This is a genomic window from Micromonospora haikouensis, assembly GCF_000876225.1.
GTDB classification, from domain to species: domain Bacteria; phylum Actinomycetota; class Actinomycetes; order Mycobacteriales; family Micromonosporaceae; genus Micromonospora; species Micromonospora haikouensis.
Window position 1 is genome coordinate 1,975,047 of sequence record NZ_JXSX01000001.1, and the last position, 26,913, is coordinate 2,001,959.

Consider the following 26,913-nt stretch of genomic DNA (forward strand, 5'->3'; position numbering starts at 1 on the left):
CGGCGGGTGTCCCCGGGCGTACGGCTCAGGCGAGCGCGGCCTGCGCGTCGAGGGCCACGGCGGCGGCGTGCACGACGGCGGCGATGCGCAGCCCCTCGTGCACCTGCTCCCGGGTGAACCCGGCGGCGCGCAGGGTCTTCTCGTGCGACTCCAGGCAGACCCCGCAGCCGGTGATCGCCGAGACGGCGAGGCACCACAGCTCGAAGTCGCCCTTCTCCACGCCCGGCCGCGCGATGATCTGCATCCGCAGCCGGGCCGGCATCGACGCGTAGTTCTCGTCGCCGATGAGGTGCTTGGCCCGGTAGTAGACGTTGTTCATCGCCATGATCGTCGCGGCGCCCTTGGCCGCCTCGACCGCCTCGGCGGTGAGGTGGGTGGCCGCCTCGGCGGCGATCTCCCGCAGCACGACCGGGTTGCGGGCGGCGACGGCGCAGGCCAGCGCCGTGCCCCACGCCTGCTCCGGCTTGAGGGTGGTGGCGCCGACGGTGGAGCCCAGGTTGAGCTTGATGTCCTTGGCGTACTCGGGCAGGGCCGCCTTGATCGCGTCGAGGCCCATCGTCAGGCCCCGGCGCCGGCGAGCAGCTTGGTGGCGTCGAGGGTGTCGCCGCCCTTGTTCCAGTTGCAGGGGCACAGCTCGTCGGTCTGCAGGGCGTCGAGCACGCGCAGCACCTCGGAGACGTTGCGGCCGACGGAGCCGGCGGTCACCATGGCGAACTGGATCTCGTTGTCCGGGTCGACGATGAAGGTGGCCCGCTGGGCCACTCCGTCGGCGCCGAGCACGCCGCAGGCGTCGGTCAGCTCGCGCTTGATGTCGCTGAGCATCGGGAACGGCAGCTCACGCAGGTCGGGGTGGTCCTTGCGCCAGGCGTAGTGGACGAACTCGTTGTCCACCGACACGCCGAGCACCTGGGCGTCCCGGTCGGCGAACTCGCCGTTGAGCCGACCGAACTCGGCGATCTCCGTCGGGCAGATGAACGTGAAGTCCTTCGGCCAGAAGAAGACGACGCGCCACTTGCCCTCGTACGACTTGTGGTTGATCGACTCGAACGCCCGGTCGGCGTCCAGCGAGACGCAGGCGGTCAGTTCGTACTCGGGGAAGCGGTCACCGACAGTGAGCACGGGGTCCTCCTTGACAGCGGCACGGGGCCGGTAACTTGATCGGTTCCAGATACTGCCGCAGCGGTGTTTCGGCTCGATAGCGGCCGGATGACTTGTGAAGTCGATCACCAGCGGCGCGTTTCGCCCCGCGGTCGACGCCACCTGCGGTATGGCCACCCTCCGTGACCGTCCCGGCATGTGGATTGTTCCTCCCGAAACCCGGGTGCGGGTGGCAGAGTGGCGACCGTGACCAGCACCGTCGTCATTATTGGCAACTAGCGCGCCCGGCAACCGACTCGCCGAGCGCGCAGACCTCCCGCATCCGCGGGGGGTCTTTTTGTTGGTCCCCCTCCGCCACCCCACCCGTCCCGCCCGCGCCCGAAAGGACTCTCCATGACGTTCCAGCTGTACGACACGACGCTGCGCGACGGTGCCCAGCGCGAGGGGCTCACCTACTCGGTGGTCGACAAGCTCGCCGTGGCCCGACTGCTCGACGAGTTCGGCGTGGGCTTCATCGAGGGCGGCTGGCCGGGCGCGGTGCCCAAGGACACCGAGTTCTTCCGCCGGGCCCGCACCGAACTCGACCTGAAACACGCCCTGCTCGTGGCGTTCGGGGCCACCCGCAAGGCCGGCGTCGCCGTCGCCGACGACCCGCAGGTGCGGGCGCTGCTCGACGCGCAGACCCCGGCCGTCGCGCTGGTGGCCAAGGCCGACCTGCGGCACGTCGAGCGGGCGCTGCGCACCACCGCGCAGGAGAACCTGGCGATGATCCGGGACACGGTGCGCCACCTCGTCGCCGAGGGGAGGCGGGTCTTCGTCGACGGCGAGCACTTCTTCGACGGCTACCGGCACGACCCCGCGTACGGCGCGGAGGTCGTGCAGACCGCGCTGGCCGCCGGCGCCGAGGTGATGGTGCTCTGCGACACCAACGGCGGCATGCTGCCCTCCCACGTGAGCGCGGCGATCGCCGACCTGACCGCCCGCACCGGCGTCGACCCTGCCCGCCTGGGCATGCACGCCCAGAACGACACCGCCTGCGCGGTGGCCAACACCATCGCCGCCGTCGAGGCCGGCGTGCGCCACGTGCAGGGCACCGCAAACGGCTACGGCGAGCGCCCCGGCAACGCCGACATCTTCGCCGTCGCCGCCAACCTCCAGCTCAAGCTCGGGCTGCCGGTCCTACCGGAGGGCTGCCTGGAGCAGATGGTGCGGGTCTCCCACGCCATCGCCGAGATCGCCAACATCGCCCCCGACACCCACCAGGCGTACGCCGGGGCCGCCGCCTTCGCCCACAAGGCGGGGCTGCACGCGAGCGCGATCAAGGTGGATCCGCTGCTCTACAACCACGTCGACCCGACCGTGGTGGGCAACGACATGCGGATCCTGATCACCGAGATGGCCGGCCGGGCCAGCGTCGAGCTGAAGAGCCGCGAGCTGGGCCTGGACCTGGCCGGCCATCCGGAGACCCTGTCCCGGGTGACCCGGCGGGTCAAGGAGCTGGAGGCCGGCGGCTGGTCCTTCGAGGCCGCCGACGCCTCGTTCGAGCTGCTGGTCCGCTCCGAGCTGCCCGACGCCGCCCCGGTCCGACCGTTCGCCCTGGAGTCGTATCGGGTGCTGGTCGAGCACCGGGAGGACGGCTCGGTGGTCTCCGAGGCCACCGTCAAGATCCGGGTACGCGGCGAGCGGCTGATCGCCACGGCCGAGGGCAACGGGCCGGTCAACGCGCTCGACGAGGCGCTGCGGGTCGGCCTGTCCCGGCACTACCCGGAGCTGCGCGACTTCGAGCTGGCCGACTACAAGGTGCGCATCCTGGAGGGCAGCCACGGCACCGGCGCGGTGACCCGGGTGCTGGTGGAGACCGCCGACGGGGCGGGCCGCGACTGGACCACCGTCGGCGTGCACCCCAACGTGGTGGAGGCGTCCTGGCACGCCCTCGTCGACGCCCTCACCTACGGCCTGGACCGCGCCCACGTGTAGGGCGGCTCAGGCGGCGGGCAGGCGCAGCTCGGCGAGGACCGCGCGGTGGTCGCTGCCCGGCACCGCGCGCACCGACACGGACCGGACGGCGATCCGCCGGTCCACCAGCACGTGGTCGATCGTCACCGGCGGGATCGGGTCGCCGTCGTACGGGCCCCAGGTGCCGACGAGCCCGGCGCCGGTGGCGTCGGCCGCGTCGGCGTACCCCGTGGCGAGCAGGTCGCGCAGCGGGGCGTGGTCGAGGGTGGCGTTGAAGTCCCCGGCGAGGATCGACAGCCCCGCGTCGGGGGTGGCCGGCGGCTGCGCCGCCAGGTCGGTGCGCCAGAACCCGACCTGGTCCAGCGCGTACGGGGCCGCCGGGTGGACCGACTCGACCCGCACCGGCGGCCCGCCCGGCGGGGTGAGCGTCCCGTACGCCTGGGTGAAGCCCCAGCCGCCGCGGTGCTGCCGGATGCCGCCCCCGGCGATGGGGAAGCGGGCGTAGAGCCCCGAGCCGACGGTGCCGACCTGCGGGTTGAGCTGCCGGTGCGGCAGCAGCCCGGCCAGGCCGAGCCGGTCCAGCTCGGCCGCCGCGCCCGGGGTGAACTCCTGCACGGCCAGCACGTCGACCCGCAGGTCGCGCACCAGGCCGACCACGGTGCCGGCGTCGGCGGCGCCGGCCAGCAGGTTGGCGGTGAGCACCCGCAGCGTCGGCCCGCCGGCCCGCGGCTGCGCCGACGGCACGGCCCGGGGCGCGACCACGGCGATCAGCGCCACCGCGACCAGGGCCGCGACCGCCGCCGGCCAGCGGCGCCGCAGGGCGAGCGCGAGCAGCAGCGGCACGGGCGTCCAGGCCGCGACGTACGGGGTGAAGGCGACCGCCTGCACCGCCGGCCCCCGTTCGAGGCCGGGCAGGCGTACCGCCGCCCACACCAGCCCGGGGGTCACCGCGAGCCAGCACAGCCAGGTCCGGATCCGGGCGGCGCGACCGGCCGGGCGGGCGCGGGTGTCGGCGTAGGTGAGCACGTCGACACCGTAGCGGCAGTGCTCGACCGGCGACGCCACCCGCGCCGGGGAGGCCCCATCATGAATTGTCGAGCGTTCATGTTTCGCAATTCGGGGGGCGGGCTGAAACAGTCTGAAACGCCGCCGTCTGCCATTGACCACGCGCTTTTGCCGGTGCTACTTTCCACCTGGTTCCAGCCTCGATGTGCACGGCAATATTGGCTGCTCAAGGCGGGTGTGGGTGCTTCTCCAGCCGGCTTGGCGGCGGTCGCTCAGGCGACAATTTTGCGGTGTTGGCAGGCTCGGATAAAACCGGCTCGTTGTTTCGCGAGTCGGTCGTGTCGACACGGTCAACAAGGGGGACCTGTCATGGCAAGAATCATTTCCCGTAGGGCGGTCGCGGTCACGTTCGGCGCGCTGGTGCTGACGCTGGCCGGCGGCGGGATCGCCGCCGCCCAGACCACCACGGCGGCCAGGCCCGCGGCCCAGTCCGGGCAGCCGGGCGAACGCGCCGCCGCGCCGTCCGGACAGCCGCAGCCGACGGTGGCCGAGGCGGCGGCGGCCAAGGCGGCGATGAAGAAGGGGGTGAGCCCGTCCTACGTCAACGGCTCCACGTCCTTCGCCGTCGTCAGCAGCGCCGGCACCCTGCTCCGCTCGCGGGACGCCGTCTCCGCGACCAAGTACGGCCCCGGCCAGTACCAGGTCATCTTCAACCGCAGCCTGACCAGCGCTGCCTTCGTGGCCACGATCGGCACCACGGACTCGTGCTGCATCCCGCCGGCCGGCGAGATCTCGGTCGCGCCGCGGCTGGCCACGCCGAACGGGGTCTTCGTGCAGACGTACGACTCCACCGGCGCTCCGGCCGACCGGCCGTTCCACCTGGCCGTGTTCACTCCCTGACCCGTACGCGGGACGAGGGTGCCGGTCCCGGCGACGGGGCCGGCACCCTCGCGCCGTCCGCGCCCCCTGCGGCCTTCGGTGGCGGATGACGGTCCTCGTCCCGGTTCGGCCCGGTAAGGTGCTCGAATTCCGACGTTTGCCCGGGTGCCGGCACGGGAAGCAAGCACCGTGACGGACATCTCGGACACCCTGGCCAGCCTGCCCACCGCGGTCGATCCCGATCCGAGCGGCGTCGAGCTGGAACAGACCCTCTTCGAGGTCAAACGCGTGATCGTCGGGCAGGATCGGCTCGTCGAGCGCCTGCTCACCGCCCTCGTCGCCGGCGGCCACTGCCTCCTGGAAGGGGTCCCCGGCGTGGCGAAGACCCTCGCCGCGCAGACCCTCGCGACCGTGGTCGGCGGGACCTTCTCCCGGATCCAGTTCACCCCGGACCTGGTCCCCTCCGACATCGTCGGCACCCGCATCTACCGGGCGTCGAAGGAGAGCTTCGACGTCGAACTCGGCCCGATCATGGCCAACCTCGTGCTCGCCGACGAGATCAACCGGGCCCCGGCGAAGGTGCAGTCCGCGCTGCTGGAGGCGATGGCCGAGCGGCAGGTCTCCATCGGCGGGCGCGCCTTTCCGGTCCCCACGCCGTTCCTGGTGCTGGCCACCCAGAACCCGATCGAGTCGGAGGGGGTCTACCAGCTCCCCGAGGCGCAGCGGGACCGGTTCCTCATGAAGATCGTCGTCGACTACCCCGGGGACGCCGACGAACTGGCCATCCTCTACCGGATGAGTACCGACCGGCCCACCCCGCGCCGGGTCCTCGACCCCGAGCGGCTGCGCGCGCTCCAGCGGCGGGCCGGCGACGTGTTCGTCCACCACGCCATCGCCGAGTACGTCGTCCGGCTGATCCTGGCCACCCGGGACCCGGGCCGGTTCGGGCTGCCCGAGATCGCGCCGCTGCTGGCGTACGGGGCGAGCCCTCGGGCCACCCTCGGCCTGGTCGCCGCCGCCCGCGCCCAGGCGCTGCTGCGGGGCCGCGACCACGTGCTGCCCGAGGACGTCCGGGAACTGGCGGTCGACGTCCTGGCCCACCGGCTGGTGCTCTCCTTCGACGCGGTCGCCGACGGGGTCGCCGCCGAGGCGGTGGTCCACCGGCTGGTCGCCGCCGTGCCCCCGCCCCGGGTCGCCGCCCACCACACCGGATACGCCACCGACCTGGCGGCGGCGTGAGGGGCCCGGCCGCCCCGCCCGCCGGCTCCGCCGGGGGAGCGCGTGCCGCCGGGGGATCGGGGCCGGTGCCGCCGGACCCGACCCTGGCCGACCTCGCGCCGGACCGGCGGCTGCGCCGACTGGAGCTGACCGTCACCCGCCGCCTCGACGGGCTGCTGCACGGCGAGCACCGGGGCCTGCTGCCCGGGCCCGGCAGCGAGGTCGCCGGCAGCCGCGAGTACCGGCCCGGCGAGGACGAGGTGCGCCGGATGGACTGGGCGGTCACCGCCCGCACCACCGTCCCGCACGTCCGCGAGGTCGACGCCGACCGGGAGCTGACCACCTGGCTGCTGGTCGACGCCAGCCCCAGCATGGAGTTCGGCACCGCCGAGCTGGACAAGCGCGAGCTGGCGGTGGCCGCCGTGGCGGCGGTCGGCTTCCTCACGGCTGGCTCGGGCAACCGGCTCGGCGCGCAACTGCTCGGCGCGCCCGGGCTGCGCCGGTTCCCCGCCCGGGGCGGGCGTACCCACCTGCTCGGTCTGCTGCGGGCCCTGCTGGCCGCGCCGCGCGCCGCCGCGACCGACCCGGCCGCCGGCCCGCCCGCCGCGCCCGGCCTCGCCGACGGGCTGGTCGCCGTGGGCCGGGCCGCCACCCGGCGCGGCCTCGTCGTGGTGGTCTCCGACCTCCTCGACGGGCTACCGGACGACCCGGCCGACCCGCCGCCCTGGGAGGCGGCGCTGCGCCGGCTCGCCGTCCGGCACCAGGTGCTCGCCGTGGAGGTGACCGACCCGCGCGAGCTGGAACTGCCGGACGTCGGCCTGATCACCCTGGTCGACCCGGAGACCGGCCGCCGGCGGGAGGTCTTCACCGGCGACCGCCGGCTGCGCGAGCGGTACGCCGAGGCGGCCCTCGCCCAGCGCGACCAGATCCGCCAGGTGCTGCGCCGGTGCGGGGCGGCCCACCTGCCGCTGCGCACCGACCGCGACTGGTGCGCCGACATCGTCCGGCACGTGCACGCCCAGCGCCGGCTCGCCCTGGCCCCGGCGGCCAGCGGCACCGGCCGGACGGCCCGCCCCGGCGCGCTGTCGGGAGGTGCCGCGTGACCTGGCAGTCGCCCCTGCGGCTCTGGCTGCTGCTCGGGGTCGCCGCGCTCGCCGTCGGCTACCTGCTCGCCCAGCGCCGCCACAGCCGGTACGCGGTCCGCTTCACCAACCTGCGGCTGCTCGACCGGGTGGCCCCGCACCGCCCCGCGTGGCGGCGGCACGTGCCGGCCGGCCTGTTCCTGGCCATGCTGGCGCTGCTGGTGGTGGGCTTCGCCCGGCCCAGCGCCGAGGTGCGGGTGCCCCGGGAACGGGCCACCGTCATGGTGGCGGTCGACGTGTCCACCTCGATGCTCGCCTCCGACGTGGAACCGGACCGGCTCAGCGCCGCCAAGGACGCGGCCCGGCGCTTCGTCGACGGCCTGCCCGAAGAGTTCAACGTCGGTCTGGTCGCGTTCGCCGGCAGCGCCGCCGTGCTGGTGCCGCCCGGCACGGACCGGGAGGCCCTGCACGACGGCATCGAACGCCTCGCCGAGGGCAGCACCGGCGTGCAGGGCACCGCCATCGGGGAGGCGATCAACACCTCCCTCGGCGCGGTGCGGGCACTGGACAGCCAGGCCGCGAAGGACCTGCCGCCAGCCCGGATCATCCTGCTCTCCGACGGCGCGAACACCTCCGGCATGGACCCGATGGAGGCCGCCGCCGAGGCCGTCGACGCGAAGGTGCCGGTGCACACCATCTCGTTCGGCACGCCGTCCGGGTTCGTCGACCGGGGCGGGCGGCCCATCCAGGTGCCGGTGGACGGGCAGACCCTGAAGGCGGTCGCCGACTCCACCGGCGGCGGCTTCCACGAGGCGACCAGCCGCGAGGAACTGCGGGCGGTCTACGACGACATCGGCACCTCCGTCGGCTACCGCACCCAGCGGCAGGACGTCTCCGCCCGGTTCATCGGGCTGGGCCTGGTGCTGGCCATGGGCGCCGCGGCGGGATCGATGCGGTGGTTCTCCCGGCTGCCCTGAACGCGGCGGCCCCCACCGGCCGGCCCGAGCCGGCCGGACCTCCCCGACAGACGTGGACGTGAGGAGCAGCGGATGGCAGTACAGACCGGACTGGGCGAGCCGCGCGGGCCGTGGTTCGTCTCGCCCGAGCTCGACCCCGACGGGCGTGGCCGTCGGGACGTACCCGGTGGGGGCGGGGCCGACCGGCGGCGGAGCTGGCAGGGCCGGCTGCTGGCCGCCGCCGGGGTGGTGGCGCTGTCCACCCTGTCCGGTGCGGCGGCCGGCGCCTGGGTCGCCGACTCACCCGACGTGCCGGGCCCGGAGGCGGCGTCGGCCGCGCCGGTGCCGGCGGAGCTGGTGACCGCGGCCGAGCGCACCGTGCCGGGGGTGGTGTCGGTGCTGGTGGGCGGGGCCGCCGGAAGCTCGGCGACCGGGTCCGGGTTCGCCATCGACGACCAGCAGCACCTGATCACCAACGACCACATCCTCGCCAAGGGGGGCGGCGGGGCGGTGACGGTGGAACTGCCGGACGGCCGACGGTTCGCCGCCGAGGTCGTCGGCCGGGAGCCCGGCAGCGACCTGGCCGTGCTGCGGGTGCCGCCGGACGCCGGCCTGGCCCCGCTGCCGCTGGCCAAGCCGGGCGCCACCCGGGTCGGCGAGCCGGTGCTCGCGGTCGGGTCCCCGCTCGGGCTGGCCGGGACCGTCACCGCGGGTATCGTCAGCGCGCTCGACCGTCAGGTACGCCTCGGCACGAACCGGCACCGCGCCGTGCAGACCGACGCGTCCATCAATCCGGGCAACTCCGGCGGCCCGCTGGTCAACGCCCGAGGTGAGGTGGTCGGGGTGAACACCGCCATCGCCACCATCGACGGCAGCGGCTCGATCGGCATCGGCTTCGCCATCCCGATCGAGCAGGTGCAGCAGAGCGCCGACGCGATCATCGGAAAGGGCGGCTGACCTGGGCCGGGCCGCGCTCCCGGGCGGCGCGGAGGGGAGAATTGGCAGATATTGGGCGTGGGATCATCGGCCCATGGAAATATCACGCTGAGTATGGATACTCGCGAGGATGGAGCGAGAAGTCATCGCGGCCCTGCTGGTGGTGGGCCTCCTCGTCGGATGCGGCGTCGGGTCGGCGTACGCGCGGGCCCGCCGCGGATGGGCCGACTACCGCACCGCGCGCAACACCGTCCCGGGCGCGCGCCGCGCCGCCTTCGGGCTGATCCGGGCCGTCACCACGAAGGTCGGCGTGATCGCGCTGCTGCTCGTCGGTGCGGTCGCGTACGCCGCCGGCTCCGGTGACGACCGCGCGGGACCGGCGCCGGGCCCCTCGGCGACCCCCACGGCCACGCACGGTGCCCGGGCGGGGCGCTAGCCTGCTCACGTGGACGACGGACTGCGGGTGACCGACCGGCTGGTGGTGCCGGCCGCCGAGCTTCGGGAACGCTTCTCCCGCTCGTCGGGCCCGGGCGGGCAGGGCGTCAACACCACCGACTCGCGGGTGGAGCTGAGCTTCGACGTCGCCGGCTCACCGAGCCTGCCCGAGCCGTTGCGCGCCCGGGCCCTCGACCGCCTGGCCGGCCGGCTCGTCGACGGGGTGCTCACCATCGCCGCCAGCGAGCACCGGGCCCAACTCGCCAACCGGGAGGCGGCCCGGGAGCGGATGGCGGCCCTGCTGCGCGAGGCGGTCGCCCCGCCGCCCCCGCCGCGCCGCCCGACCCGCCCGTCGCGGGGCGCGAAGGAACGCCGCCTCGCCGACAAGAAGCGCCAGGCGCAGCGCAAGCGCGACCGCCGGGTCGACGGCGACTGACCGCGCCGCGCGCTGCGGCGTCCGTGCCGTGGCGGCTCCGTCCGTGCCGTGGCGGCTCCGTCCGTGCCGTGGCGGCTCGGGGCGGAACGTGGGAGGCGGTTGAGCGCGACGCCCGGGTCTGCTGGAATGGCTCCGGGAGCAACAGGGCCGTCACCGACCGCGTACGACGCCACGTGACAGGAGTTCCTCCGCCATGCCCCGAAAGCCCTTCCTCTCCGCCTTCCTCGCCGCCCTGGCGGCCGTGCCGCTGACGCTGCTGCTCGGGCTCGTCGCCGCGCCGCCCGCCCTGCCGGCCGCCGCCGACCCGGTGCGCGTCATGCCCCTCGGCGACTCCATCACCGGCTCGCCCGGCTGCTGGCGCTCCATCCTCTGGAACCGCCTCCAGTCCACCGGCCACACGAACGTCGACTTCGTCGGCACCCTCGGCCCGCAGGGCTGCGGCCAGCCGTACGACGGCGACAACGAGGGCCACGGCGGGTACCTGGTGACGAATGTCGCCAACCAGAACCTGCTGCCCGGCTGGCTCTCCGCCACCGACCCGGACGTCGTGCTCATGCACTTCGGCACCAACGACGTGTGGAGCAACATCGCCCCGGCGACCATCCTGGCCGCGTACTCCAAGCTGGTCGACCAGATGCGGGCCAGCAACCCGGCGATGCGGGTGATCGTCGCGAAGATCATTCCGATGGCCCCCGCGAGCTGCGCCGAGTGCGGGCAGCGGGTGGTGGCGCTCAACAGCGCGATCGACGGCTGGGCGGCGGGCAAGACCACCGCGCAGTCGCCGATCGTGGTCGTCGACCAGTGGACGGGCTTCAGCACCGCCGCCGACACCTACGACGGGGTGCACCCGAACGCCGCCGGTGACCAGAAGATGTCGGACCGCTGGTACCCGGCGGTGGTCGCCGCGCTGACCGGCACCACTCCCACGGCGACTCCCACGGCCACCCCCAGCGCGACCCCCACGGCCACGCCGACGCCCACCCCGTCCGTCACGCCGACGTTGTCGCCGCCGGTCACCCCGACCTCGAACCCCGGCGGCGGGTGCACGGCCGTCTACCGGATCGTCGGGCAGTGGCAGGGCGGCTTCCAGGGCGAGGTGACCGTGCGCAACACGGGCACCGCCGCGCTGGGCGGCTGGACGGTCCGGTTCGGCTACGCCGACGGCCAGCGGATCAACCAGGCGTGGAACGCCGACGTGACGCAGAGTGGAACCGCGGTCACCGCGCGGAACGTGGGCTGGAACGGCGGCCTCGCCCCCGGTGCCGAGGCGACCTTCGGGTTCCTCGCCAGCGCCGGCTCCAGCAACCCGGTGCCGCAGACGAGCTGCGCCACGTCCTGATCCTCGGCCGGGCCGCGCGCTCGGGCTGACCGCCCCGCCGCCGCCACCCTTCGTTTCCGTCCCTTTGCTCTGCACCTTGATACGCAACAGTCACCGTCGGTGACCGCTGCGCCCGCGGGTGCAGAGCAAAGGGCGGAGAAGTGGTGGGTGGGTGTGGGTGTGGATGGGGCGGTCGGTGGAGGTCGGCGCGCGGCGCCGCCGGCCCGCCGTCAGCGGGTGTGGTGGTGCGCCGGCCCCGGCAGCAGCCAGTGGTTGAAGTCCCAGCTGAAGACCGAGGTGCAGGTCATCCGCTGGACGCCGGGCTTGAAGCCCCACAGGTCGAGCCGGCCGAGGCCGTGGGCGGCCAGCTCCGCCGCCGCCGGGTCGGTCGTCGCCAGGTCCGTGTCGTCGAGGACCACCATGCCGGACGGGGCCAGGTACTTCGGCGCGACCCGGGCGCAGACGGTGCGGGAGGCGCCGTCGATCACCACCACGTCCCAGGGGGCCCCGTCGGCGATCGCCGTCACGTACGGGGAGTCCGCCGAGCCGTCCCACCAGCCGTCGGCGCAGGGCACGTGCCGGATCTCCCCGTTGGCCGGCTGGGGGAGCTGGGCGAACCAGGCCGCGTCGTGCTCCACGGAGACGATCTCGCCGACCCGGCCGGGCCGGGCGAACCAGGACGTAGACGACCCCGAGCCGTACTCGAACACCCGCACGCCGGGGTGCAGCACCTCGTCCAGCCACCGCACGGCGGAGTAGCTGAGCCAGGGCAGCGGCCGGCCTTCGCCGTCGACGGGTGCTGCCCCCACGGACCGGTGCCAGCCCTGCCCGCGCAGGGTGGCCAGGGCCTCCAACGACGTCCGCGCCTCGCGGCGGGAGCGCGGAATGCCGGGCGCGGTGCGCAGGATCAGGCCCCGCGCCCGCCCGGCGAGTGATCGTCTGGTCATGGTGCTCCCGTTTCCTCGGCCTCGCGTGTACAGCGAGCCAACGAACGACGAGCACAAAAAGTGATGAAAGGTGCGAAACGGGGTGTGTCAGGCAGCGCCCAGCGCGGCGAGCAGGTGGGCCCGCAGGCCGGCCGCCCGCTCGGCGAAGCCCCGCTGGGCGGCGGCGTACTCGGCCCTTCCCTCCGGCGTCTCCACCCGCACCGGCGGGTAACCGAGCGCGGCGAGATCGTAGGGGCTGGCCCGCATGTCCAGGGTGCGGATCTCGCGGGCCAGCGCGAACGCGTCCGCCACCAGCTCGCTCGGCACCAGCGGGGAGAGCTTGTACGCCCACTTGTACAGGTCCATGTTGGCGTGCAGGCAGCCCGGCTGCTCCAGCTCGTGCTGGCGCTCCCGCGTCGGGGTGAGCACGTTCAGCGGCCGGGCCGGCGCGGTGAAGAACCGGTACGCGTCGAAGTGGCTGCACCGTACGCCCCGCTCCTGCACGACCTCGGCCGTGCGCGCCGGGCTGAGCCGCAGCGGCCACGCGTTGTGGCGTACCTCCTCCTGGGTCTGCCGGTAGACCATCGCCCACTCGTGCATCCCGAAGCAGCCCAGGTGCGCCGGCCGGCCCGCCGTCGCCGCGAGCAGGGCACGGATCCAGTCGACCGACTCGGCCCGCCGGGCGCGTACCGCGTCGGTGTCGAGGGTGAGCCCGGCGGACGTGGCGCGGTAGTCCCGGCCGAACTCGGCCGGGTCCGCGCCGCGCAGCACGACCCCCGCGCCCGGGTGCCAACGGCGCAGCTGTGCGGGACGGTGCGAGTAGTAGGTGAAGAGGAAGTCCTCCACGGGGTGCTTGCGCCCGGCGCGGCGGCGGGCCAGGTGCGGGGCCAGCCACGCGTCGACCCGCTCCTCGTGGGCCCGCCGCCGCGCCTGCCAGTCGGCCAGGTCGAGCGGCGCGGCGGGAGCGAGGGCGGCGGTCACCCGACCAGCGTACGGCCGCCGCCCGGCCGCCCCCGCCGGCCCCGCGTCAGGGCACGTCGACCCGGACCCCGGCGGAGAACACCCCGCTGCGCAGCTCCAGCTGCCTGGGCCGGTCCGTGCCGTCGACCGTGAACACCAGCGGCAGCACCAGCCGGCTGCCCGCGGCCAGGGGCTGGCCGAAGACGTCCCGCCCCTGGTTGGCCAGTCGGGTGGCGGCCTCGTCGGCGCTGACCCAGGTGCCGCCCGGCAGGTACGCCCGCTGCATCTCGCCGTGCCAGGTCTGCTGCTCGGGGGTGAGGTTGCGCACCCCGACCGTGGCCTGGCACTGCCGCCCGGCGGTCGACGGCGTCGAGGGGCAGGCGATCCGGTAGACGGTGAACTCCAGCGCCTGCTCCCGCAGGGGCACACCGATCACGCCGGTGGTGCTGTGGCCCACCCACGCGCCGGTGCTCGGCTGCTTGGTGGTGTCGATCGCGGCGACCCGTCGGGTGGCCGTCAGCGTCGCGGCGAGCACCACGCCGGCCAGGACCGCGGCGGCCGCCCCCACCAGCAGCCACACCGGGGGCCTGCGCCGGCGGGCCACGGCGACCGGCGCGACCGGACGGGGCTGTCCGCCCTGGCCGGGTGCCGCCGCCGGGGCCGTGCCGGAGGACCCCGCGCCGGTGCCGGCGTAGACGGTCCCCGCACCGGCGGGCCGGTTCCCCGCACCGCCGGATCCGGTGCGCCCGCCGGTCGACGCGGCCGTGGCCCCGGCGCGGCGGTGCCGCTGCCACCACCAGAGCCCGCCGGCCGTGAGCAGGAACACCCCGGCCAGCGCGGCGAGCAGCGCCGCGGGCCGCCGCCAGGCCGGCGCGTTCGTGGCCTGGGCCACCGGGACCGGTGAGCGGTCCCAGGTCGCGGTCGCGCAGTCGTACGGCCGGTCGCCGCCGGCGGCGAAGGCGCAGGCCGGTGCGGACAGGGCGCGGCCCGGCGCGGCGGTGGTGAGCGCCGTGTGCAGGGTCGTGGTGCTGCGCGGCGGGAGCCGCAGCTGCCAGGTCACCTCCGTGGTGGTGGCCGAGCGGCTGGTCCGCCCCCCGGGTGTGACCCAGGTCGCCGACGTTCCGGGCGGCAGCTCCTGGCGCACGGTGGTGGCCACGGGCATGCTGCTGGCGTTGCGCACCTGGACCTGGTAGCCCGGGGCCGGCGTGCCGGCCGGCGTGACCGCCACCGTCACGGCGGACGGTGCGCCCCGCGTCGGCACGATCACGGACGGGGAGACCAGCGGCGGCGGCGCGGGGGCCGCGGGCGTCGCGGTGCCCGTCGGGGTCGCGGTGTCCGTCGGCGTCGGCGCCATCGTGGCCGCCGCCGCCCGGAGCGACCCCTGTGGCGGGGCGGCTCCGGGTGCGGTGGCCGCGGGCGTGGCGGGCTTCGGGGCCACCGTGGGCAGCGCCGGCACGGCGGCGAGAATGCCCAGGCAGTGCACGAACACTGCGAGGGCCCTGTGGTGTCGTCTCGATGCAGGCATACGAACGAACCTCCGGTAGCCGACGCTAGGTGCGGCTCCCCGCCGTGCGGGTACGAAGCGGCGAACCCGGCCCGCGGCGGCGGCATCCGGCGTACGCTGGCCCGCCGCGCGCCGCCAAGCGGCCGGCGCCGGTGCCGCCCGGGGCGGGCGGGCTAGATTGGCCTGGTGCGTATCGCTCGTTTCGCTCATGCCAAGGGAATGTCGTTCGGGGTCGTCGAGGGCGAACCGGGGGCGGGCCCGGAGGGCCTGACCGTCGCCGAGATCGAGGGTCACCCGTTCGGCCAGATCCAGTTCAGCGGCGCCCGGTGGGCGCTCTCCGACGTCCGGCTGCTCTCCCCGATCCTGCCCAGCAAGGTGGTCTGCGTCGGCCGTAACTACGCCGAGCACGCCGCCGAACTGGGCAACGACGTGCCCAAGGAGCCGCTGCTGTTCCTCAAGCCGTCCACCTCCGTGATCGGGCCACGGGACGCCATCCGGCTGCCGATCTTCTCCAAGCAGGTCGAGCACGAGGCCGAGCTGGCCGTGGTGATCGGCGCGCCGGGGGCCCGCCGGGCCGACCGGGCCGCCGCCGAGCGGGCCATCTTCGGCTACACCTGCGCCAACGACGTCACCGCGCGGGACCTCCAGCGCTCCGATGGGCAGTGGACCCGGGCCAAGGGCTTCGACTCGTTCTGCCCCATCGGCCCGTGGATCACCACGGGGCTCGACGTGACCGACCTGGAGGTCCGCTGCGAGGTCGGCCGCAACCCGGACGAGATGGAGGTACGCCAGCTCGGCCGCACCCGGGACATGGTCTTCGACGTGCCGGCCCTGGTGTCGTACGTCTCGCACGTGATGACGCTGCTCCCCGGGGACGTCGTCCTCACCGGCACGCCGGCCGGGGTTAGCCCGCTCACGGAGGGGGATACGGTCACCGTGCGTATCGAGGGGATCGGGGAGCTGAGCAACCCGGTCGTCCCGGTGACCTGAGTCGTCGGGAAGCCCGAAGCCGCAGGCCAGATGCGGTTTCGGGCCCCCGATTTGGCCTGTGGGGAGCGGGAGGGTAAAGTTTCTCTCCGGTGCCGCAAGGCGCCGAACGGCACCGCGAGGTGCCAATGGGGTATGGGGTAATTGGCAGCCCGACTGATTCTGGTTCAGTTAGTCTAGGTTCGAGTCCTGGTACCCCAGCAACCGGCGTTCGTGAGAGTGCCGGTCGCTGGATCAAGTCGGAGAGCGCTCCGGCCCGCGCAAGCGGGCCTGAATGATCTCTGGTAGTTTTCAGCGGCACCGCTCGGCAGGGCGGTGGAGCAAGACAGGTTCTGGCCCCGTCGTCTAGCGGCCCAGGACGCCGCCCTCTCAAGGCGGTAGCGCGGGTTCGAATCCCGTCGGGGCTACAGGTTCTCCAGCCCGTCTCACTGTGGTGAGGCGGGCTGATTTGCGTCCCAGGCTTCGTCGTGCCGGCGGTCGGCCTGGTGCCGGCCTGCTTCGTGCCAGCCTGCTTCGGTGCCGGGGCCTGTTTGGTTCCGGCGTTCTGCCTCGTGCGGGCCCGCCTGTCTCGTGCCGGCCGCCCGTTCTCGTGCGGCCCGTTCTCGTGCGGGCGGCCTGTCGCGTGCCGGCCCGGGATGCCGTGGCGCGACGCGCACCCCTGTGCGCTCACCCCCGGGGCCCGTCGCTAGACTACAGCGGCACCGTCCGGCAGGGTGGTGAAGCAGCAAAGTTCTGGCCCCGTCGTCTAGCGGCCCAGGACGCCGCCCTCTCAAGGCGGTAGCGCGGGTTCGAATCCCGTCGGGGCTACACCCAGGAAGGCCCGTCTCACCCCCGGTGAGCCGGGCCTTCCCCCATTTCACCCACCCCGCCCTGCCCGCCCCCGCCCACTTCGTGTCGGTGATCAAGAGATTTGCGTCAGGTTCGGTGCGACAGATGACGCAAATCTCTTGATCACCGGGGGCAAAGGGGGAGGGGCGGGGGTGGGGGTGGGGGCAGGGTGGGGGTTAGAGGCCGCTCAGGCGTTGGCCGGCTCGGACGACGGCCATGGCGTGGCGTTCGCCGGGGCGGCGGCCGAGGCGTTCGATCGGGCCGGAGATGCTGATCGCGGCGATCACCCGGCCCGTGCGGTCACGGATCGGGGCCGAGACGCTCGCCACACCCGCCTCCCGCTCGGCGACGCTCTGCGCCCAGCCCCGGCGGCGCACCTCGGCGAGGGTGCGTCCGGTGAACTTCGACCGGGGCAGCAGCGGCATCACCGCCTCCGGCGGCTCCCAGGCCAGCAGGATCTGCGCCGCCGAACCGGCGGTCATCGGCAGCACCGAGCCCACCGGGACGGTGTCCCGCAGCCCGCTGGCCCGCTCGGCGGCGGCCACGCAGATCCGCTCGTCCGCGCGGCGCAGGTAGAGCTGGGCGCTCTCCCCGGTGGCGTCGCGCAGCGCGGCCAGCAGGGGCTCCGCCGCCGTCAGCAGCACGTCCGGCGCGGCGTTGGCGAGCTCACCGAGCCGGGGGCCGGGGCGCCAACGGCCCTGGGTGTCCCGGACGAGCATCCGGTGGATCTCCAGCGCCTGTGCCAGCCGGTGCGCGGTGGCCCGGGGCAGCTTGGTGCGTTCAACGAGTTCGGCCAGGCTGGCGCCGTCGACACAGGCGGCCAGGATGACCACCGCCTTGTCGAGAACGCCGACACCGCTCATACTGTGTCCCACAAGCCGAAATTTACCTCCCAGAATTTAGGATGTCCAGATGGTGGGAGACACTCGACCGAGGACCCTGGCCGAGAAGGTCTGGGACGCGCACGTCGTCCGGTCCGCCGACGGTGAACCGGACCTGCTCTACATCGACCTGCACCTGCTGCACGAGGTCACCAGCCCGCAGGCCTTCGACGGCCTGCGGCTCGCCGGCCGCCGCGTGCGCCGCACCGACCTCACGCTCGCGACCGAGGACCACAACACCCCCACGGGGTACGCCGACCCGGCGTTCTCGCAGCGGCGCGGCGACCTGCTCACGATCGCGGACCCCACCTCCCGCACCCAGATCGAGACGCTGCGCCGCAACTGCGCCGAGTTCGGCGTGCGGCTGCACCCGCTCGGCGACGCCAACCAGGGCATCGTGCACGTCATCGGTCCGCAGCTCGGCGTCACCCAGCCCGGCATGACGATCGTCTGTGGCGATTCCCACACCGCCACCCACGGCGCCTTCGGCGCGCTCGCCTTCGGCATCGGCACCAGCGAGGTCGAGCACGTGCTGGCCACCCAGACGCTGCCGCAGGCCCGCCCGAAGACGATGGCCGTGAACGTCACCGGCCAGCTCGGCCCCGGCGTCACCGCCAAGGACCTGGTGCTCGCCCTCATCGCCCAGGTCGGCACCGGCGGTGGCCGCGGCCACATCGTGGAGTACCGGGGCGAGGCGATCCGCGCGCTCTCCATGGAGGGGCGGATGACCGTCGCCAACATGTCGATCGAGTGGGGCGCCAAGGCCGGCATGATCGCGCCGGACGAGACCACCTTCGCGTACCTCAAGGGGCGGCCGAACGCGCCCCAGGGGGCCGACTGGGACGCGGCGGTGGAGTACTGGCGGAGCCTGCCCACCGACGAGGGCGCGACGTTCGACGCCGAGGTGACCCTCGACGCGAGCCTGATCACGCCGTTCGTCACCTGGGGCACGAACCCGGGCCAGGGTGCGCCGCTGGGCGCGGCCGTCCCCGACCCGGAGGAGTTCGCCGGCGAGTCCGAGCGGGCCGCCGCCCGCCGCGCGCTGGAGTACATGGACCTCACCCCCGGCACTCCGCTGCGCGACCTCTCCGTCGACGTGGTCTTCGTCGGCTCCTGCACCAACGGCCGCCTGGAGGACCTCCGCGCCGCCGCTGACGTGCTGCGCGGACACACGGTCGCCGACGGCGTACGGATGCTCGTGGTGCCCGGCTCGGCCGCCGTCCGGGAGGCCGCCGAGGCCGAGGGGCTGGACAAGGTCTTCACCGACGCCGGGGCCGAGTGGCGGTTCGCCGGCTGCTCGATGTGCCTGGGCATGAACCCGGACACGCTCGCCCCGGGTGAGCGTTCCGCCTCGACCTCCAACCGCAACTTCGAGGGCCGCCAGGGCCGGGGCGGACGCACCCACCTGGTGTCGCCGCCGGTCGCCGCCGCCACCGCCGTGGTCGGCCGGCTCGCCGCCCCCGCAGACCTGTAGAAGGGCAGCCGCACAGATGGACAAGTTCACCGTGCACACCGGCACCGCCGTGCCGCTGCGCCGTTCCAACGTGGACACGGATCAGATCATCCCCGCCGTGTACCTCAAGCGGGTGACCCGGACGGGATTCGCCGACGGGCTCTTCAACGCGTGGCGGGAGGACCCTTCATTCGTGTTGAACGATGCCGCGTATTCGGGTGCGTCGATTCTTGTGGCGGGCCCGGAGTTCGGCACGGGGTCTTCCCGGGAGCACGCCGTGTGGGCGCTGCGCGACTGGGGGTTCAAGGCGGTGGTCTCGCCCCGGTTCGGCGACATCTTCCGCGGCAATGCCCTCAAGGAGGGTCTGCTGCCGGTCGAGTTGGAATTGCGGGCCGTCGAGGAGTTGTGGTCCCTCGTCGAGTCCGACCCGGCCACCCCGGTCACCGTCGACCTGGCGTCCCGTGAGGTCCGGGCCGGGGACGCCACCTGGTCCTTCCCCCTCGACGACTTCAGCCGCTGGCGGCTGATGGAGGGGTTGGATGACATTGGACTCACTCTTCGGCACGAGCCCGACATCACCTCCTACGAGCGCGGCCGGAGGCCGTTCCTGCCCTCCGTGGCATAGCCGTACGCCCGATCCCGCATCGGTTTCCGCCCCCACCGGCCTCGCCGGTGGGGGCGAATCCGTTACGACACAAGGGCTTTTTTCCACCGAATGTTTGTGTCCAGGCAGCACAGGGCATACCGTGCGCGCAGAATGGCTCGCGTCGAGTCAGTTGCACAATCGGGAGGAAGTCGTGAACAAGGCCGAGCTCATCGAGGCGCTCGCCGTTCGCCTGGGGGACCGGAAGACGGCGACGGCCGCGCTCGACGCGGTCCTCGCTGAGGTCCAGGCGGCGGTCACCAAGGGCGAGAAGGTGGCGATCACCGGATTCGGAGCGTTCGAGAAGCGCGTCCGGGGTGCGCGAACAGCGCGCAACCCGCGTACCGGCGAGGCGGTGAAGGTCAAGAAGACATCCGTCCCGACCTTCCGGGCCGGCGCCGGTTTCAAGGAGATGGTGGCCAGCGGGAAGGTGCCGAAGGCCACGGTGGCGGCGAAGAAGACCGCCACGGCCGCCACCAAGGCGACGACCGCCAAGGCCACCACGGCCAAGGCGGCCGGGACCAAGGCCACCACGGCCAAGGCCACCACCGCGAAGGCGGCCGGGGCCAAGGCCGCCGGGGCGAAGGCCACCACGGCCAAGGCGGCCGGGGCCAAGGCGACGGGGGCGAAGGCCACCACCGCGAAGGCCACCACCGCGACGAAGAAGGCCGCCCCGGCGAAGGCGACCAAGACGACGGCGGCCAAGACCGCCACCAAGAAGGCCGCCCCGGCGAAGAAGTCGGCGGCGGCGACCAAGTCGACCGCGGCGAAGAAGACCACCACGGCGGCGGCCAGGAGCACCACGGCCAAGAGCACGGCGGCCAAGAAGGCGCCGGCGAAGAAGTCCCCGGCCAAGAAGGCAGCCACCAAGCGCTGACCGGCCGGCACCGTCCCGCGGGGCGCCCACCCGAACGGTGGGCGCCCCGCGGCGCGCGTGGGCCGGACAGCCCGCGCCGTCCCCACCGTTGACCGGCGGCGTGCCCCGCGCGGAGAATCGCCGAACCCCTCGAACGGTCGGCGAAAGGCAGCCCGTGCGCTACCGCCACCTCAGCACCGCCGCGCTCGCCCTCGGCATCGTCGTGCTCACCGACGTGCTGCGGGTCTTCCTTCCGTCGGTCATCACCATCTTCGGGCAGGCCGCCACCACCCCCGCCGAGCTGCTCGGCGCGTTCGCGCTGGGCTGGTTCGTGCTCGCGCTCGCGTTCCCGCCGCTGGTCCGCCGGCTCGGGGTGCGGCCCGTCACGCTCGCCGCCGCCGTCGCGCTGGGCGGCGCGCGGCTCGCCCTCACCGCCGCACCGGGCGGCCGTACGCAGCTCTGGCTGGCCACCGTCGGCCTCCTCGCCGGACTGCTCTGGCTGGCCGGCACCGCCACCACCACGGGCCGGCCGGTGCCGGGGCTGGCGCTGGGCATCGCCCTCGGCGCGGTCGTGCACGCGGTGTTCGGCACGTACGACCTGGTCTGGCGGGGTGGCCCGGTCGGGTGGGCCGGCAGCGTGGCCCTCGTGGCGGTGTTCCTGGTCGTCGCGGCCCGTCCCGCGCGGCAGGCGGAACCGGGCGGGGCCCACGCGTGGCTGCTCGCCGGCCCGGCGTTGCTGCTGACCGGCCTCGTGGCGCTCTCCCCGGCGGCGGCCGCGACGGCCGCCTCCTACTGGCGCGGCCCCGGCGGCGGGCTCTCCTGGCCACCGGAAGCCGGCGACGTGCCCACCCTGCCGGCCTGGGCGGTCGGCATCTTCCTGCTCGCCGCGCTGGCCCGGCCGCCCCGGGGGCGCTGGCGGCTGGCCGGCCCGCTGGCGCTGGTGGTCGGGGCGGTGCTGTTCGCCACCCGCGACGCCGGGCTGCTGGGGCCGGCGGTCGTGCTGACCGCCGCCGGCACGGGAGCCTGTCTCGCCCTCGCCGACGCCGTGCCGCCCGCCGCCGCACCGCCCGTCGCCGTGCCGCCCGTCGCCGCACCACCCGCCGCTGTGCCGCCCGTCGCCGCCGTGCCGTCCGCCGGTGCCGCGCCGTCCGTTGTCCCGTCGTCTGCCGCCGCGTCGTCCACCCCCGGGGTCGCGCCGGGTCGGCCCGGCCTCGCGGCGGTGCTGGGCATGCTGCTCTTCGCCGTCGCCGCCGTCGGCTACTACGCCGCCTACGACCTCGGCTACCCCAACGCCGCCGTGCCGGTCGCGATGGCCGGCCTCGTCGCCGCCGTGGCCCTCGGTGGGCCCCGGAGGGCGACGTCCACGCCGCCCCGACGGTGGGTGCGGGGAATCGCCGCGGCCGGCGGTCTCGTCGTGCTCGTCGCGACGGGACTGCCGTCGGGCGCTTTCGCCCCGCTGCGGCCCGGCACGCCCCCGGCGGCGGTCCGGGTGGTGGCCTACAACATCCGGATGGGGTTCGGACTGGACGGTCGCTTCGACCCCGACGGGCTGGCCCGGGTGGTCGCGCGCGAGCGCCCCGACGTGGTGGTCCTCGGCGAGGTGGACCGGGGCTGGCTGCTCAACGGCGGCCACGACACCCTCGCCCTGCTCGCGGCGCGGCTGCGCATGTCGTACGTCTTCGCGCCCGCCGCCGATCCGCTCTGGGGCGACGCGGTCCTCGGCCGGTTCCCCCTGGCGGCGGCCCGCAGCGAGCGGCTGGCCCCGGCGGGCGCGCCCACCGGAGCCCAGGCGCTCGGCGTCACCGTGGACCTCGGCGGCGGCGTACGCCTCGCGGTGGTCGCCACCCACCTGCAGCCGCCGCCGGGGCGGGAGCCCGTGGCGCAGGCCCGCGCGGTGGCGGCCTTCGCCCTCCGGTACGCCGCCGGACTGCCCCTCGTGGTCGCCGGTGACCTCAACACCGAGCCGGGCGCCCCGGGCTACGCGGAGTTCACCCGTGCGGGGCTGGTGGACGCCCTCGCCTCGGCCCGGCCCCTGCCGACGAGCCCGGCGGACGAGCCGCGCGAACAGATCGACCACGTGCTGGTCTCGGCGGGCATGCGCGCCGCCGACCCGGTGGCGCCCCGCAGCATCGCCAGCGACCACCTCCCGGTCGCGGTGACCCTGGCCCTGCCGTGACGCCCGCGCCCGGATGCGACAGGTAGGGCCCTTCCTTACCAGCGGTCGGCGGCGAGGAGGCGGTCGGCGGCGAAGGCGAGCAGCCAGCCGCCGCCCTTGGAGGTGGTGAAGTCGCCGGCGCGGCCGGTGAGGCGTTCCAGCGCGCCGGGCATCACCTTGCCCTGGCTGCACGCCCCGGCCGCGCCCCCGGCGGCGGCCAGCTCGGCCAGGCAGGCGGCGGCGGCCAGCGCCCGCTCGTGCGGGTCCTGGCCGGGCCGCGGCTCGTCCAGGTCACCGGTCACCTCGACCGGCAGGTCGAGCAGGGCGGCGGCCGGGTCGAGGGTCTGCACGCAGCGGCGGGCGGACGCGGACAGTAGCCGGGTCGGGCGGACCAGCGCCACCAGGGGCGCGAGGGCGTGCGCCTGGGCCCAGCCGGTGGCGTCGAGCGGCCGGGCGGAGTCCGGCCCGGACCAGGTGCCGCGCTGGCCGGCCTGCGCGTGCCGGACCAGGGCCACCGTCGCGGTGACCGGCGGGAGGGCGGCGAACGCGGTCAGCACCTCGGCGTCGTGCGGGTAGCTGACCAGGCGGGCGGCCTCCCCGACGGGCAGCCAGCGGATGCCGTCGACCTCGGTGTCGGGCTGGAAGCCGCCCGTGTCGACGGCCCGCATCGACCAGTAGTCGACGACCTTCGGCCGGCCCTCGCTGCGGTAGCGCACGGTGGGCAGCCGCACCTGCGGCACCGCCCGCACGTCGGCCTCCTCGGCGACCTCCCGCACGGCGGCCAGCAGCGGGTGCTCGCCCGGCTCCAGCTTGCCCTTCGGCAGCGACCAGTCGCCGTAGCGGGGGCGGTGCACGAGGCAGACCAGCACGCCGCCATCGGCCTGCCGCCAGGCCACCCCGCCCGCCGCCCGGATCACGCGTTCCCCCTCCGGCATCCGCTCAGCCTAGGCTCATCCGGCCGTGCCGCCGACCCGGCGCAGCAGCAGGTCCTGCAGATGGGCCGGCTGGGCCTGCTCCGTGCCGGTGCGCCGCGTCCAGGAGCCGTCGCCGTGCAGCTCGAACGCCTCCACGTCGGGACTGAACGCGGCCGTGAGCACGTGGTCCAGCTCGGCGCGGGCCACCGGGTCGCTCACCTGCACCAGCGCCTCCACCCGGCGGTCGAGGTTGCGGTGCATCAGGTCGGCCGAGCCCATCCAGAACTCGGCGGAGCCGTTGTTGCCGAAGCGGAAGATCCGGGAGTGCTCCAGGAACCGGCCGAGGATCGAGCGGACCCGGATGTTCTCCGACAGCCCCGGCACCCCCGGGCGCAGCGTGCACATGCCCCGGATCAGCAGGTCCACGTGCACCCCGGCCCGGGACGCCCGGTAGAGCGCGTCGGTGACCTCCTCGTCGACCAGCGAGTTGACCTTGAACTGGACCAGCCCGGGCATGCCGAGCCGGACGTGGCTGATCTCCCGCTCGATCCGCTCGATCAGCCCTCGCCGGATGCCCTGCGGCGCCACCAGCAACCGCCGGTACGCGGTCTGCCGGCTGTAGCCGGTCAGCACGTTGAACAGGTCCGTCAGGTCCGCGCCGATCTCCGGGTCGGCGGTGAGCATGCCGAAGTCCTCGTACAGCCGGGCGGTCTTCGGGTGGTAGTTGCCGGTGCCGATGTGGCAGTACCGGCGGATCTGGTTGCCCTCCTGGCGCACGACCAGGGCGGTCTTGCAGTGCGTCTTGAGGCCGACCAGGCCGTAGACGACGTGGCAGCCCGCGCGCTCCAGGGTGCGCGCCCAGCCGATGTTGGCCACCTCGTCGAAGCGGGCCTTCAGCTCCACCAGCACCACCACCTGCTTGCCGGCGGCGGCGGCGTCGACCAGCGCGTCGACGATGGGGGAGTCCCCGCTGGTGCGGTAGAGGGTCTGCTTGATGGCCAGCACGTCCGGGTCGGCGGCGGCCTGCTCCACGAAACGCTGCACGCTGGTCGCGAACGAGTGGTACGGGTGGTGGACCAGCACGTCGCCGTCGCGCAGGGTGGCGAAGACGCTGCGCGGCACCTCGCCCTCGGTGAGCCGGGGATGGGTGGCCGGCACGAACGGCGGGTCCTTCAGGTCGGGGCGGTCGGCGTCGCCGTAGAGCTGCCACAGCGCCGACAGGTCGAGCAGACCGCGTACCCGCAGCACGTCGTGGCTGTCCATGTCCAGCTCGCGGACGAGCAGCTCCAGCATGTGGTCGGAGATCGAGGCGGCGACCTCCAGCCGCACGGGCGGGCCGAACCGGCGGCGGGCCAGCTCCCGCTCCAGGGCCTGCAGGAGGTCCTCGTCGCGGTCCTCGTCGACCTCCACCTCGGCGTTGCGGGTGACCCGGAACAGGTGGCACTCGACGACCTGCATGCCGGAGAAGAGCTGCCCCAGGTGCACCGAGATCAGCTCCTCGACCGGGAGCACCCGCACCCCGGGGGACTCCCGGTCGACCCGGACGAAGCGCGGCACGTTGTTCGGCACCTTGACCCGGGCGAACAGCTCCGAGCCGCCGTCGGGGTCGCGGACCGCGACGGCCAGGTTCAGCGACCGCCCGGAGATGTACGGGAACGGGTGCGCCGGGTCGACCGCGAGCGGCGTGAGCACGGGGAAGATGTGTTCCCGGAAGTACGTGCGCAGCCGTTCCCGCTCGGGCGCGTCCAGGTCCGTCCACCGCAGGATGCGGATGTCCTCGGCGGCGAGCTTCGGCAGCACGTCGTCGACGAAGCAGGAGGCGTGCCGGCCGACCAGCTCGGCGGTCCGCTCGCCGATCCGCTCCAGCTGGGTACGCAGCGGCAGCCGGTCCCCGCCGCGCACCGGCAGCCCGGCGGACTGGCGGCGCTTCAGGCCGGCGACCCGGACCATGTAGAACTCGTCGAGGTTGCTGGCGAAGATCGCCAGGAACTTGGCCCGCTCCAGCAGCGGCGTGCGCGGGTCCTCGGCCAGGGCGAGCACCCGGGCGTTGAAGTCGAGCCAGGACAGCTCCCGGTTGAGGAACCGGTCCTCGGGCAGCGGCTTCGGCGGCGCGGGCTCGTCGTCCGTCAGGGGGTCGACGTCGAGCACCTCCTCCAGCCCGGCGGACGCCGCCGCCCGGCCCAGCGGGGCCGCCGGCGGGTCGCCGGTCGCCGGGTCGGCACCTGCCGCCGCCGGTCCGCCCCCGGTCATCGCGGCGGGGCCGGTCGTCCCGGCGGGGCCGGTGGAGCTCGCCGCTCCGGTCGTCCCGGCGGGGTCGGTCGGCGTGTCGTGCGGGCGGAACCGGCCGTCGGTGCCGCGTCGGCGGGACCCGTTGCGCCGTCGCGCCGGCTCGCCGGGCTCGGGTCGGTCGTCGGCGGGCTCGGGTCGGTCGTGGCCGGGCGTGGGACGGTCGTCGGCGCGTCGGTGGTCGGCGGCCGGGCCGGTGGGGTGCTCGCGAGGGGTGCTCACCCGCTCATAATGTCCCGGAACGGGTTAACGCAAAATGAACTTGGGTGGGGAGCTCACGGCATCGTCGGCAACGTCACCCGGACGATCTCCCCGGTGGCGTCGGTCTCGACCCGGACCCGCTGGCCCAGCCGCAGCAGCCGCAGGCCGGAGGCGTCGAAGGCCCGCGCGGGGAACGCCAGCTCGGTGCCGTCGTCGAGCAACAGCATGCCGCTGCGCGTCGCCGCGTCGTAGGTGGCCACGGTGCCCTGCATGCCAGCACCGTACACCGGCGCGGGGGGCGGCTCAGCCCGCGCGGCCGGCCGGCTCGGTCGCGCCGGTCCCGTCGACCAGGTGGGTCACGCCGGTGAGGGCGGCGGTGCGCGGCCCGAGCCCGAGCCGGGCGGCGGCGGCCAGGTCGGCGGCGGTGTCGACGTCCCGACGCAGGGTGGGCCAGTCGCCGGCCAGCGGCAGCGCCCCACCCGCCTCGTGCGCCCCGGCCGAGCCGACCCCGAACCGGGGGTCCAGCGGCACACCGGGCGGCGCGGCGAGCAGCACCGTGCCGGCCCCCGGCGCGTCGGCGACGAACCGGCGTACCCCCGGTGGGCCGGCGGCGATCGCGCGCAGCGCGGCGGCCAGCTCGGCCGGGCGCAGCGCCGGCAGGTCCGCCGTGAGCCCGGCCACCCACCCCCCGCCGTCGGCCGCGATCACCGCGCCGAGCCGGAAGGCCGCGTTCAGCCCGGCGTCCGGCGCGTCCGGCACGACCCGCACGTCCGCCGCGCGGACGGCCGCCGCCACGCGGGCGTCGCGGGTGACGACCACCACCCCGGCGACCGCCGGACACGCCCGCACCGCGGCGACCGTGTCGGCCGCCAGGGCCAGCGCCAGCTCCTCATGGGGTACGCCCGGCAGCGCCCCCCGCAGCCGGCTCTTCGCCACGCCGAGGCGCTTCACCGGCACCACCACAGTCCAGGTCCGCTGCCGCACGGCACAATCCTGCCAG

At 74.7% G+C, this 26,913-nt stretch carries 25 protein-coding genes and 3 tRNA genes; 17 read left to right on the forward strand and 11 right to left on the reverse strand.

Annotated elements, in window-relative coordinates; translation table 11 throughout:
- Positions 1-25: 25 nt before the first annotated feature.
- Both ahpD and TK50_RS08720 read right to left on the reverse strand, forming a co-directional pair.
- Positions 26-556, reverse strand: a complete 531-nt coding sequence (gene ahpD / locus TK50_RS08715; protein WP_043962271.1) for an alkylhydroperoxidase, AhpD family — start codon at positions 554-556, stop codon at positions 26-28.
- 2 nt (positions 557-558) lie between these two features.
- Positions 559-1,119, reverse strand: coding sequence for a peroxiredoxin (locus TK50_RS08720; RefSeq protein ID WP_043962272.1), 561 nt, complete (start codon positions 1,117-1,119; stop codon positions 559-561).
- A gap of 372 nt (positions 1,120-1,491) precedes the next feature.
- Here TK50_RS08720 and cimA point away from each other — a divergent pair, with 372 nt between their 5' ends.
- Positions 1,492-3,075, forward strand: a complete 1,584-nt coding sequence (gene cimA, locus TK50_RS08725; RefSeq protein ID WP_043962273.1) for a citramalate synthase — start codon at positions 1,492-1,494, stop codon at positions 3,073-3,075.
- A 6-nt stretch (positions 3,076-3,081) separates the two neighbouring features.
- Here cimA and TK50_RS08730 read toward each other — a convergent pair whose 3' ends face one another.
- Positions 3,082-4,029 (reverse strand): endonuclease/exonuclease/phosphatase family protein, encoded by a 948-nt coding sequence (locus TK50_RS08730; RefSeq protein WP_043964131.1) that lies wholly within the window; start codon positions 4,027-4,029, stop codon positions 3,082-3,084.
- A gap of 399 nt (positions 4,030-4,428) precedes the next feature.
- Here TK50_RS08730 and TK50_RS08735 point away from each other — a divergent pair, with 399 nt between their 5' ends.
- The 8 genes from TK50_RS08735 (at position 4,429) to TK50_RS08770 (ending at position 11,340) form a co-directional block, all read left to right on the forward strand.
- The gene (locus TK50_RS08735) at positions 4,429-4,959 is read left to right on the forward strand and encodes a hypothetical protein (RefSeq protein WP_043962274.1); all 531 of its coding nucleotides are present in this window, start codon (positions 4,429-4,431) and stop codon (positions 4,957-4,959) included.
- A gap of 168 nt (positions 4,960-5,127) precedes the next feature.
- A complete protein-coding gene (locus tag TK50_RS08740; RefSeq protein ID WP_043962275.1) occupies positions 5,128-6,177 on the forward strand; it encodes an AAA family ATPase in 1,050 nt (349 codons plus the stop codon).
- A 65-nt stretch (positions 6,178-6,242) separates the two neighbouring features.
- A complete protein-coding gene (locus tag TK50_RS08745; protein ID WP_043962276.1) occupies positions 6,243-7,259 on the forward strand; it encodes a DUF58 domain-containing protein in 1,017 nt (338 codons plus the stop codon).
- Positions 7,256-8,215, forward strand: a complete 960-nt coding sequence (locus TK50_RS08750) for a VWA domain-containing protein (protein WP_043962278.1) — start codon at positions 7,256-7,258, stop codon at positions 8,213-8,215. The genes TK50_RS08745 and TK50_RS08750 overlap by 4 nt, the downstream gene beginning before the upstream one ends.
- A 72-nt stretch (positions 8,216-8,287) precedes the next feature.
- Positions 8,288-9,151 (forward strand): S1C family serine protease, encoded by an 864-nt coding sequence (locus tag TK50_RS08755; protein ID WP_043962279.1) that lies wholly within the window; start codon positions 8,288-8,290, stop codon positions 9,149-9,151.
- Between the two features lie 109 nt (positions 9,152-9,260).
- On the forward strand, positions 9,261-9,566 hold the full coding sequence (locus TK50_RS08760) for a hypothetical protein (protein WP_043962280.1): 306 nt from the start codon (positions 9,261-9,263) through the stop codon (positions 9,564-9,566).
- 9 nt (positions 9,567-9,575) lie between these two features.
- A complete protein-coding gene (gene arfB, locus TK50_RS08765) occupies positions 9,576-10,001 on the forward strand; it encodes an alternative ribosome rescue aminoacyl-tRNA hydrolase ArfB (RefSeq protein ID WP_043962281.1) in 426 nt (141 codons plus the stop codon).
- A gap of 193 nt (positions 10,002-10,194) precedes the next feature.
- Entirely contained in the window at positions 10,195-11,340 is a 1,146-nt protein-coding gene (locus tag TK50_RS08770) for a cellulose binding domain-containing protein (RefSeq protein ID WP_043962282.1), read from the forward strand.
- A 209-nt stretch (positions 11,341-11,549) separates the two neighbouring features.
- Here TK50_RS08770 and TK50_RS08775 read toward each other — a convergent pair whose 3' ends face one another.
- The 3 genes from TK50_RS08775 to TK50_RS08785 all read right to left on the reverse strand — a co-directional run bounded on the left by TK50_RS08775 (position 11,550) and on the right by TK50_RS08785 (position 14,730).
- The gene (locus TK50_RS08775) at positions 11,550-12,266 is read right to left on the reverse strand and encodes a class I SAM-dependent methyltransferase (RefSeq protein WP_052503666.1); all 717 of its coding nucleotides are present in this window, start codon (positions 12,264-12,266) and stop codon (positions 11,550-11,552) included.
- A gap of 87 nt (positions 12,267-12,353) precedes the next feature.
- Complete coding sequence (locus tag TK50_RS08780) at positions 12,354-13,226, reverse strand: hypothetical protein (RefSeq protein WP_043962283.1); 873 nt, start codon at positions 13,224-13,226, stop codon at positions 12,354-12,356.
- Between the two features lie 46 nt (positions 13,227-13,272).
- The gene (locus TK50_RS08785) at positions 13,273-14,730 is read right to left on the reverse strand and encodes a hypothetical protein (RefSeq protein ID WP_043962284.1); all 1,458 of its coding nucleotides are present in this window, start codon (positions 14,728-14,730) and stop codon (positions 13,273-13,275) included.
- 165 nt (positions 14,731-14,895) lie between these two features.
- Between TK50_RS08785 and TK50_RS08790 the strand changes: the two genes are divergently transcribed.
- From TK50_RS08790 to TK50_RS08805, 4 genes are all read left to right on the forward strand, one after another.
- Entirely contained in the window at positions 14,896-15,699 is an 804-nt protein-coding gene (locus tag TK50_RS08790) for a fumarylacetoacetate hydrolase family protein (protein WP_077936592.1), read from the forward strand.
- A 126-nt stretch (positions 15,700-15,825) separates the two neighbouring features.
- Positions 15,826-15,897, forward strand: a tRNA-Gln gene (locus tag TK50_RS08795).
- A 133-nt stretch (positions 15,898-16,030) separates the two neighbouring features.
- Positions 16,031-16,103, forward strand: a tRNA-Glu gene (locus tag TK50_RS08800).
- Between the two features lie 327 nt (positions 16,104-16,430).
- A tRNA-Glu gene (locus TK50_RS08805) sits at positions 16,431-16,503 on the forward strand.
- A gap of 197 nt (positions 16,504-16,700) precedes the next feature.
- On the opposite strand, the gene TK50_RS08810 is transcribed toward TK50_RS08805, so the two are convergent.
- Entirely contained in the window at positions 16,701-17,387 is a 687-nt protein-coding gene (locus TK50_RS08810; protein ID WP_013284529.1) for an IclR family transcriptional regulator, read from the reverse strand.
- A gap of 49 nt (positions 17,388-17,436) precedes the next feature.
- On the opposite strand from TK50_RS08810, the gene leuC reads away from it, so the two are divergent.
- The 4 genes from leuC (at position 17,437) to TK50_RS08830 (ending at position 22,533) form a co-directional block, all read left to right on the forward strand.
- Entirely contained in the window at positions 17,437-18,879 is a 1,443-nt protein-coding gene (gene leuC, locus TK50_RS08815) for a 3-isopropylmalate dehydratase large subunit (RefSeq protein WP_043962288.1), read from the forward strand.
- Positions 18,880-18,895: 16 nt separating this feature from the next.
- On the forward strand, positions 18,896-19,483 hold the full coding sequence (leuD, locus tag TK50_RS08820; protein ID WP_043962289.1) for a 3-isopropylmalate dehydratase small subunit: 588 nt from the start codon (positions 18,896-18,898) through the stop codon (positions 19,481-19,483).
- 172 nt (positions 19,484-19,655) lie between these two features.
- On the forward strand, positions 19,656-20,378 hold the full coding sequence (locus TK50_RS08825; protein ID WP_043962290.1) for an HU family DNA-binding protein: 723 nt from the start codon (positions 19,656-19,658) through the stop codon (positions 20,376-20,378).
- Between the two features lie 154 nt (positions 20,379-20,532).
- On the forward strand, positions 20,533-22,533 hold the full coding sequence (locus TK50_RS08830) for an endonuclease/exonuclease/phosphatase family protein (RefSeq protein ID WP_043962291.1): 2,001 nt from the start codon (positions 20,533-20,535) through the stop codon (positions 22,531-22,533).
- A 35-nt stretch (positions 22,534-22,568) separates the two neighbouring features.
- Here TK50_RS08830 and TK50_RS08835 read toward each other — a convergent pair whose 3' ends face one another.
- Genes TK50_RS08835 through cofC form a run of 4 tightly spaced genes read right to left on the reverse strand, consistent with a single transcriptional unit; the run spans position 22,569 to position 26,897 of the window.
- Positions 22,569-23,447, reverse strand: coding sequence for an NUDIX hydrolase (locus TK50_RS08835; protein WP_043962292.1), 879 nt, complete (start codon positions 23,445-23,447; stop codon positions 22,569-22,571).
- A gap of 15 nt (positions 23,448-23,462) precedes the next feature.
- Positions 23,463-25,934, reverse strand: a complete 2,472-nt coding sequence (locus tag TK50_RS08840) for an RNA degradosome polyphosphate kinase (protein WP_241773960.1) — start codon at positions 25,932-25,934, stop codon at positions 23,463-23,465.
- Positions 25,935-25,987: 53 nt separating this feature from the next.
- Positions 25,988-26,185, reverse strand: coding sequence for a cold-shock protein (locus tag TK50_RS08845; RefSeq protein WP_043962293.1), 198 nt, complete (start codon positions 26,183-26,185; stop codon positions 25,988-25,990).
- A gap of 31 nt (positions 26,186-26,216) precedes the next feature.
- Positions 26,217-26,897, reverse strand: coding sequence for a 2-phospho-L-lactate guanylyltransferase (cofC, locus tag TK50_RS08850; RefSeq protein ID WP_043962295.1), 681 nt, complete (start codon positions 26,895-26,897; stop codon positions 26,217-26,219).
- Positions 26,898-26,913 lie beyond the last annotated feature (16 nt).